We start from the raw sequence: 7488 nt of genomic DNA, 5'->3' as shown, positions 1-7488 counted from the left end.
TGCGGCCGATGATGATGCCCTTCTGGGAGTCGCGCTCCACGTAGAGGATCGCGTGGACGTCGATGATGTCGGAGTCCTCGCGCGGGATCATCTCCTCGATCACCACCGCCAGGGAGTGCGGCAGTTCGTCGCGCACGCCCTCGAGCGCGGCCTCCCGGATGAACTCGGCCATGAGGACCTGCTCGGGCTCGTCGGTGAGCTCGCCGTCCGGGTAGAACGCGGGACCCTCGTCGCACTGCGAGACCAGGAGGTCGGCCAGCACGTCGAGCTGCTTGCCCGACTTCGCCGAGCACGGCACCACCTCGCTGTCGGGACCCATCAGCTTCGACAGCGCGAGCAGTTGGGCGGCCACCTTGTCGGGGGTCACGCGGTCGATCTTGGTCACGATGCCGACCTTGCGGGTCCGCGGCGTGGTGGCCATGATCTCTTCGATGATCCGGCGGTCGCCGGGGCCGATGGCTTCGTCGGCGGGGATGCAGACGCCGATCACGTCGACCTCGGAGTAGGTCTCGCGGACGAGATCGTTGAGGCGCTTGCCGAGGAGCGTCCGCGGCTTGTGCAGGCCGGGCGTGTCGACCAGGATCAGCTGCGCGTCCGGGCGGGTGACGATGCCGCGGATGGTGTGCCGCGTGGTCTGCGGACGGTTGGAGGTGATGGCGACCTTGTCGCCCACCAGTGCGTTGGTCAGGGTCGACTTGCCGGTGTTGGGTCGTCCGACGAAGCAGACGAATCCGGAGCGGAACGTTCCGGGCGCAGGTTGATCGATCACAGTTCAGTTCTCCTTGGGATGGCCGGCCTGATGATCCTCAGCTGCGGCTTTGTTGTTCTTGGTTCGACGCACCACGACGGTCGTGATCCGCTGGCGTCCGAGTCGGTTGGGGCCGCCCTCGGCGACCATGCGCAGGCCGTCGAACTTGACCTTGGCGCCCGGCAGCGGCACCCGCCCGAGGCGCAGCGCGAGCAGCCCGCCGACGGTGTCGACGTCGTCGAGATCGAGGTCGATCTCGACGTCGAAGAGTTCTTCGAGGTCCTCCACCGGCAGACGCGACGACACTCGATACACGCCGTCGCCGAGTTCTTCGATGGGCGCGATCTCGTCGATGTCGTACTCGTCGGAGATCTCGCCGACGATCTCTTCGAGCACGTCCTCGATGGTCACCAGACCGGCGATGCCGCCGTACTCGTCCACCAGCAGGGCCATGTGATTGCGGTTGGCCTGCATGTCGGAGAGGACGTCGTCGAGCGGTTTGGAATCGGGCACGAACTCCGCATCGCGCATCACCTCGTCGACGCCGATGCTGCTCGCGACGTTGGAGAGTTGCGGCAGCAGTCGTTCGACGACGTCTTTGAGGTAGACGACGCCGAGGACGTCGTCGGGATTCTCGCCGATCACCGGGATACGGGAGTGGCCCGACCGGACCGCGAGGCTCATGGCCTGCGCGGCCGACTTGTCGTTCTCGATCCAGATCATCTCCGGTCGCGGAACCATCACCTCGCGGGCGTCGGTATCGCCGAACTCGAAGACCGACTGGATCATTCGCCGCTCGTCGGCGTCGACCACCCCGCGCTCCTCGGCCATGTCGACCACCTCGCGCACCTCGACTTCGGTGGCGAACGGACCGTTGCGGTAGCCCTTACCGGGCGTGATCGCATTACCGATCAGGATCAGCAGTCGGGTGACCGGCCGCAGCAACACCCCGACCGCCGTGAGGATCGGGGCCGCGACCAGCGAGATCGAGTACGCGTTCTGCCTGCCGAGGGTGCGAGGGCCCACGCCCACCGCGATGTAGAGGATCACCGTCATCGCCAGCACCGTGACGATGATTCCCCAGCCGGTGCCGAGGCCGTCGACGGCGACCACCGCCACCATCGCGGTGGCGGACGCCTCGCACAGCACGCGCAACAGGACGGCCAGCCCGACGTAGGTGCCGCGATTCTCGATCACCGTCTTGAGGCGAGACGCACCGAACCGGCCGTCCTTGACGAGGTCGTCGATGCGGGCCGCCGACACGGTGGCCAGCGCGGCGTCGGTGGCCGCGAAGGTGCCCGCGGCAGCAGTCAGCAACACCGCGACGAGCAGATAGACGATGTCGCCGAGCATCGGCGACATGCGCTAGCGACCCTCCCTCTCGGAGAAACCGATGTTGTTGAGCAGTCGCGTGTCGCGTGCGGCTTGTTCCAGGAAACGCTTGCGGTCGTCACGTGCGGAGTACCAGTCGGTGATGATCTGCCCCTGCAGGCCGAACATCTCCCGCTCGTCCTCGGGCTCGGCGTGATCGAACCCGAGCAGGTGCAGCACCCCGTGCACGGTGAGGACCGCGAGCTCGTGTTCGTAGCTGTGCCGCTGTGACTTGGCCTGTTCGGTGGCGAACTCCGGGCACAGCACGATGTCGCCGAGCATCGACGGACCGGGGTCGTCGGCGTCGGGCCGACCGCCGGGCGTCAGCTCGTCCATCGGGAAGCTCATGACGTCAGTGGGACCGGGCAGGTCCATCCACTGCATGTGGAGCTCGGCCATCGAATCCGAGTCGATCAGCTGGATCGACAGCTCGGCGCCGGGATGCACCTCCATCCGGCGCATCGCGAAGCGGGCCGCCTCGATGATCAGCTGCTCCGGGGCGTCGATCCCCGACTCGTTGAACAGTTCGATGCTCATCGGCGACGTCCCCCGCTCGACTGGCGCAGACCATCACGCCTCATCATTCGATTACTCGCTGCTTCCTCGTCGCGACCGTAGGCTTCGACGATGTCGGCCACCAGCTTGTGGCGCACCACGTCGGCGCTGGTGAGCTCCGCGAAGTGGATGTCGTCGATCCCGTCGAGGATGCGGGTGGCCACCCGAAGTCCCGACTGTGCGCCGCCGGGCAGGTCCACCTGCGTCACGTCGCCGGTGACGACGATCTTGGCGCCGAAGCCCAGCCTGGTGAGGAACATCTTCATCTGCTCGGCCGTGGTGTTCTGCGCCTCGTCGAGAATGATGAAGGAGTCGTTGATGGTGCGTCCGCGCATGAAGGCAAGCGGAGCCACCTCGATGACACCGGCTTCCATCAGCTTCGGGATCGCCTCGGGATCCATCATGTCGTGCAGCGCGTCGTACAGCGGCCGCAGATACGGGTCGATCTTCTGGTGCAGCGTGCCCGGCAGGAAGCCGAGCTTCTCGCCCGCCTCGACGGCCGGACGCGTCAGGATGATGCGGCTGACCTCCTTGGCCTGCAGCGCCTGCACGGCCTTGGCCATCGCGAGGTAAGTCTTGCCGGTACCGGCCGGGCCGAGGCCGAAGACGATGGTGTTCTTGTCGATCGCGTCGACGTAGCGCTTCTGGTTGAGCGTCTTGGGCCGAATCACCTTGCCGCGGCGCGAGATGATGTCGAGGCTCAGGACGTCGGCGGGCGACTCCGACTGCTCTGTCGCGAGAATCGACAGGCTCTGGCGCACCAGATCTGGGGTCAGCACGGTACCGCCGCGGACCACGCGGATCAGTTCGATCACCACGCGCTCGGAGGCGGCGACGTCGGCCGCCGTGCCGGACAGCGTGATCCGATTGCCTCGCACGTGGATGTCGGCGGGCAGCTGGGTCTCCAGCATCCGAAGGTTGACGTCGGCCGAGCCCAGCAGTCCTACCGCCAGGTCCTGCGGAATCTCGATGTTCGAACTCACCACGGCGCCGGTGTTCTCGTCGCGGTTGTCGTCAGTCACTGAGTTTTCTCTCCCGAGGTCGCTGTGCGGTGTGGTGATGCATGTCGAGTCTATCGCCGCTGGTATGCGGGTGCGAGCGAGTATCGCGTCGGCTCATATCCCCAGCACCCGCAACGTCTGACGATGGGCGACGCTGCGCGGGTCGATGAAGGCGTCGTGGCCGCCGGGAACCTCGTAGAGCTGGGCTCGCTGGCCACGCTCGGCGGCGGCCGCGACGTATGCGCGGCTCATCTCGACCGGCACCGACGCATCGTCGACGGTGTGAATGGCCGCGACCAGGGCGTCGAACGGCGGCTGTGTGGCCGGGGAGGCCGCCGCGTACCGTTCGGGCGCTTCGGCATAGGTCGCGCCGAGCAGTCGCTGCACGGACGGTCGATCGGAGCCGCCGACGGTGAAGTCGAGGACCGCGGACTGCGGGATCACAGTCGCGATGGTGAAGCTGCCCGCTTTGGCGCCGAGCTGGGCGACGGCCCAGACCGCGAGCTGTCCGCCCGCCGAATGTCCGACCACCGCGACGTTCCGACGGTCGACCTTGATGCCTGCGACGGCGAGTTGTTCGGCGACGGGACCGTCGAGTGCGGCGATCGCGGCGACCACGTCGCGTCCGGTGCCGGGCCAGCCGCCGCCCGCCTCTTCCACCCGCCGGTACTCGACGTTCCAGACCACCGCACCGCGGCGGACCAGGTCGACCGCGATGGCCGAGTAGACGATGAGCGAGTACTCCGCCGACCAGTAGCCGCCGTGCACCAGCACCACCACCGGCGCGCAGCCGGCGGGTCCGACGTCGGGGAGATAGAGGTGGCCGAACGTGCTGTCGTGCTCGCCGTACCGGATCTTCTTGCGCCGCATCGCGTCCCTACCGAGTCCAGCGGTCGGTGACCGCCCCGAGCGCACCGAGCGCGACGGCGCCTGCCGCCGCAGTGCGCAGGACCTCGGGGCCGAGGACCACCGAGCGAGCGCCGAGCGCGGTGAGATCGGCGATCTCGGCGTCGGTGAGGCCGCCTTCCGGACCGATCACGAAAACTACTTCGGGGACGTCGGCGAAGTCGATGGAACGGAACGGGACGGCGCCGTCCTCGTGAAGGAGCGCGACGATCCCGCCGTCGGCCACCACCCGGGCGGCCAGGGCCCGCACGGCGGTGCCGCCTGCGAGGTCGGCGACCTCCGGCGTCCAGGCGCGGCGCGCCTGCTTGGCGGCGGTCGCGGCGGTGGTGCGCCACTTCTCGACGCCCTTGACGGCCTTGGTTCCGCTCCAGCGAGCGATGCTGCGGGCCGACTGCCACGGGACGATCGCGTCGACGCCCGCCTCGGTCATCAGGTCCACGGCGAGTTCGCTGCGCTCGGCTTTGGGCAGCGCCTGCACGATCGTCACCGTCGGCTTGGGACGCGTCTGGAACTCGACGCGGCCGGCGCGGACGGTCAGCTTGTCCTTGCCTGCGACGTCGACCACCTCGCACACCGCGGTGGTGCCGCGACCGTCGCCCAGGATCACCGTCTCACCGGTGGTGATGCGGGTGACGGTGACGGCGTGCCTGCCCTCCGGGCCGCTCAGCACCGCGGTGTCACCGGCGCGCGGCACCTCGTCGACCCAGAAGAGCGGAGGCGTCATCGACCGGCGAAAGCGTTGCGCAGTTTGGAGAACAGCCCGCCGGACGCAGCGGCCTTCGACTTCGCGGTCACCAGTTCGACATCGTCGCCGATGGCCTCGCGCAGGTCGCGGAGGAGGTCGGCCTGCTGGCTGTCGACCTTCTTCGGGACCACCACTTCGAGGTGGGCGTGGAGGTCGCCGCGCATACCGGAGTTGAGGTGCGGCAGACCCTGACCGCGAACGCGAACCACGGTTCCGGGCTGGGTGCCCGCATCGACGGCGACGGTCGCGACGCCGCCGAGCACGGTCGGGACGTCGAGTTCGGTGCCGAGGGCGGCGTCGACCATCGGGACGCGAACGGTGCAGTGGAGGTCGTCGCCGTCGCGGACGAAGACGTCGTCGGGGGCCTCGGAGATCTCGACGTAGAGGTCGCCCGCCGGGCCGCCGCCGGGACCGACCTCACCCTGTCCGGCGAGCCGGACGCGCATGCCGTCCTGAACTCCCGCGGGGATCTTGACGGTCATGGTGCGACGGTCGCGGACACGTCCGTCGCCGCCACACTTGAGGCAGGGGTCCGGGATGGTCTCGCCGACGCCGTGGCATTCGGGGCATTCGCGGACGGTCATCACCTGACCGAGGAACGAGCGCTGCACGGCCTGGATCTCGCCCGCGCCCTTGCAGCCGCGGCAGGTGACCGGCTTGGAGTCGTTGCGCGTGCCCGCGCCCTTGCAGGTGTCGCAGAGGATCGCGGTGTCGACCGTGATCTCCTTGCGCGCGCCGGCCGCGATCTCCTCGAGGTCGAGCCGCACGCCCACCAGGGCGGGCTCACCGGGACGCACGCGGCCCTTGGGACCGCGACCGCCGCCGAATCCGCCTCCGCCGCCTCCGCCGAAGAAGGTCTGGAAGATGTCGCCGAGACCGCCGGAACCGAACGGGTCGCCGCCGAATCCGCCGTTGGGCCCGCCCAGCGGGTCGCCGCCGGCGTCGACGATGCGTCGCTTCTCGGGATCGGAGAGGACCTCGTACGCGGTCGTGACTTCTTTGAACCGATCCTCGGCCTCGGGGTTGACGTCGGGGTGCAGTTCTCGGGCGAGCTTGCGGTAAGCGCGCTTGATCTCCTGGTCCGACGCGCCCGCAGACACGCCCAGGATGCCGTAGTAATCACTAGCCACGGTGAAATAGGTCCTTCACAAATACAGACATCAACTAACGCTCGGCGAGGATCTCGCCGACGTACTTTGCAACGGTCGCGACGGACGCGATTGTTCCCGGATAGTCCATCCGCGTGGGACCGACCACCCCGACACTGCCGAAAACCGTGCCCGATGCACCGTACCCGGTCGAGACCACCGACGTGTTTCGCAGGTTCTCGGTGTTGGTCTCCTCACCGATCTGGACGGTCACCTGCCCGGTGCGCTGGGTGTGCGCCAGCAGCTTGAGGACCACCACCTGCTCTTCCAGGGCATCGAGGACGATGTCCATGCCGCCCATCATCGGCGAGAAGTCGGCCGCCGAGCGCGCAAGGTTCGACGTCCCGCCCAGCACCAGACGCCCCTCCCCCTGCTCGACCAGCGTCTCCACCAGCACCGTCGCAATGGTGACGACGGCCTCGTGCAGTTCGGGAGCGGCAGTGGTCGCGAGCTCGGCGACGGCCACCGACGCGTCTTCGAGGCGCTGGCCGTCGAGCGCGCTGGAGAACATTTCGCGCACCCGCGCCAGGTCGTCGTCGTCGATCTCGTTGGCGAGCGTCACCATGCGCTGCTCCACCCGCCCGGTGTCGGTGATCACCACCAGGAGCAGGCGCGTGGAGGTCAGCGAGACCACCTCCAGGTGTCGGACGCGGGCACTCGCGAGCACCGGGTACTGAATCACCGCCACCTGGCGAGTCAGCTGGGCCAGAAGTTTCACCGAACGACGCAGCACGTCGTCGAGGTCGACGCTGTTGTCGAGAACGGACAGGATGGCGCGACGTTCGGCGGCCGACAGCGGCTTGATCTCGCTGATCCGATCGACGAACATCCGGTAGCCCTTGTCGGTGGGCACCCGGCCGGAGCTTGTGTGCGGCTGGGCGATGTAGCCCTCGGCCTCCAGGACCGCCATGTCGTTGCGGACCGTCGCGCTCGACACCCCGAGGTGGTGGCGTTCCACCAGTGCCTTGGAGCCGATCGGTTCCTGCGTGTCGACATAGTCGGTCACGATGGCAC

General features: G+C 68.2%; 8 protein-coding genes. All 8 read right to left on the bottom strand.

Annotated features, from left to right (window positions below; translation table 11 throughout):
- The coding region (gene era, locus GX543_RS17985; protein WP_290853919.1) for a GTPase Era at nucleotides 1-766 on the bottom strand (766 nt) is incomplete at its 3' end.
- Nucleotides 767-772: 6 nt separating this feature from the next.
- Nucleotides 773-2101 carry a hemolysin family protein gene (locus GX543_RS17980; RefSeq protein WP_290853920.1) on the bottom strand — a complete coding sequence of 443 codons (1329 nt, stop codon included), beginning with the start codon at nucleotides 2099-2101 and terminating at the stop codon, nucleotides 773-775.
- Nucleotides 2102-2113: 12 nt separating this feature from the next.
- Nucleotides 2114-2656, bottom strand: coding sequence for an rRNA maturation RNase YbeY (ybeY, locus tag GX543_RS17975; RefSeq protein WP_290853918.1), 543 nt, complete (start codon nucleotides 2654-2656; stop codon nucleotides 2114-2116).
- Entirely contained in the window at nucleotides 2653-3696 is a 1044-nt protein-coding gene (locus GX543_RS17970; RefSeq protein WP_290853917.1) for a PhoH family protein, read from the bottom strand. Before GX543_RS17970 ends, ybeY begins: the two co-directional genes overlap by 4 nt.
- A 93-nt stretch (nucleotides 3697-3789) precedes the next feature.
- Nucleotides 3790-4545 (bottom strand): alpha/beta hydrolase, encoded by a 756-nt coding sequence (locus tag GX543_RS17965; protein ID WP_290853916.1) that lies wholly within the window; start codon nucleotides 4543-4545, stop codon nucleotides 3790-3792.
- Nucleotides 4546-4552: 7 nt separating this feature from the next.
- The gene (locus tag GX543_RS17960; protein WP_290853915.1) at nucleotides 4553-5305 is read right to left on the bottom strand and encodes a 16S rRNA (uracil(1498)-N(3))-methyltransferase; all 753 of its coding nucleotides are present in this window, start codon (nucleotides 5303-5305) and stop codon (nucleotides 4553-4555) included.
- Complete coding sequence (gene dnaJ / locus GX543_RS17955) at nucleotides 5302-6456, bottom strand: molecular chaperone DnaJ (protein WP_290853914.1); 1155 nt, start codon at nucleotides 6454-6456, stop codon at nucleotides 5302-5304. The genes GX543_RS17960 and dnaJ overlap by 4 nt, the downstream gene beginning before the upstream one ends.
- 34 nt (nucleotides 6457-6490) lie before the next feature.
- Nucleotides 6491-7488 (bottom strand): heat-inducible transcriptional repressor HrcA (hrcA, locus tag GX543_RS17950; RefSeq protein ID WP_290853913.1); only part of this gene is annotated, 998 nt, incomplete at its 5' end.

Source organism: Gordonia sp. (in: high G+C Gram-positive bacteria) (genome assembly GCF_012515855.1).
Lineage (GTDB): Bacteria > Actinomycetota > Actinomycetes > Mycobacteriales > Mycobacteriaceae > Gordonia.
The sequence above is the reverse complement of the archived record's forward strand: the minus strand, read 5'-3'. Positions and strand labels throughout refer to the sequence as shown.

Bases quoted from the DNA above. Each gene is read 5' to 3' on its own strand.
- GX543_RS17965 (WP_290853916.1), bottom strand. From the start codon at position 4,545: ATGCGGCGCAAGAAGATCCGGTACGGCGAGCACGACAGCACGTTCGGC.
- ybeY (WP_290853918.1), bottom strand. From the start codon at position 2,656: ATGAGCATCGAACTGTTCAACGAGTCGGGGATCGACGCCCCGGAGCAG.
- GX543_RS17960 (WP_290853915.1), bottom strand. From the start codon at position 5,305: ATGACGCCTCCGCTCTTCTGGGTCGACGAGGTGCCGCGCGCCGGTGAC.
- GX543_RS17980 (WP_290853920.1), bottom strand. From the start codon at position 2,101: ATGCTCGGCGACATCGTCTATCTGCTCGTCGCGGTGTTGCTGACTGCT.